Source organism: Streptomyces ochraceiscleroticus (assembly GCF_000720485.1).
GTDB classification, from domain to species: domain Bacteria; phylum Actinomycetota; class Actinomycetes; order Streptomycetales; family Streptomycetaceae; genus Streptomyces; species Streptomyces ochraceiscleroticus.
Map to the genome: position 1 here is coordinate 1 of NZ_JOAX01000134.1, position 235 is coordinate 235.

The window sequence follows — 235 nt, forward strand, 5'->3', positions numbered from 1 at the left end:
GCCGGACTCCACACCCGCATCCAGGCGCACGCCCGGACCGGCCGGAGCCTCGAACGTGGTGACCGTGCCCGGCGCGGGCAGGAAGTTGCGGCCCGGGTCCTCGCCGTTGATGCGGAACTCGAAGGAGTGGCCCCGCACCGGCGGGTCGTCGTAGCCCAGCTCCTCGCCATCCGCGATGCGGAACATCTCGCGGACCAGGTCGATGCCGGTGACCTCCTCGGTGACCGGGTGCTCG

General features: G+C 72.3%; 1 protein-coding gene. It reads right to left on the reverse strand.

All coding sequences use genetic code 11. From position 1 onward, the window contains the following. On the reverse strand, nt 1–235 hold a 235-nt coding region (locus tag IG84_RS38625), incomplete at both ends, for an ATP-binding protein (RefSeq protein WP_037801507.1).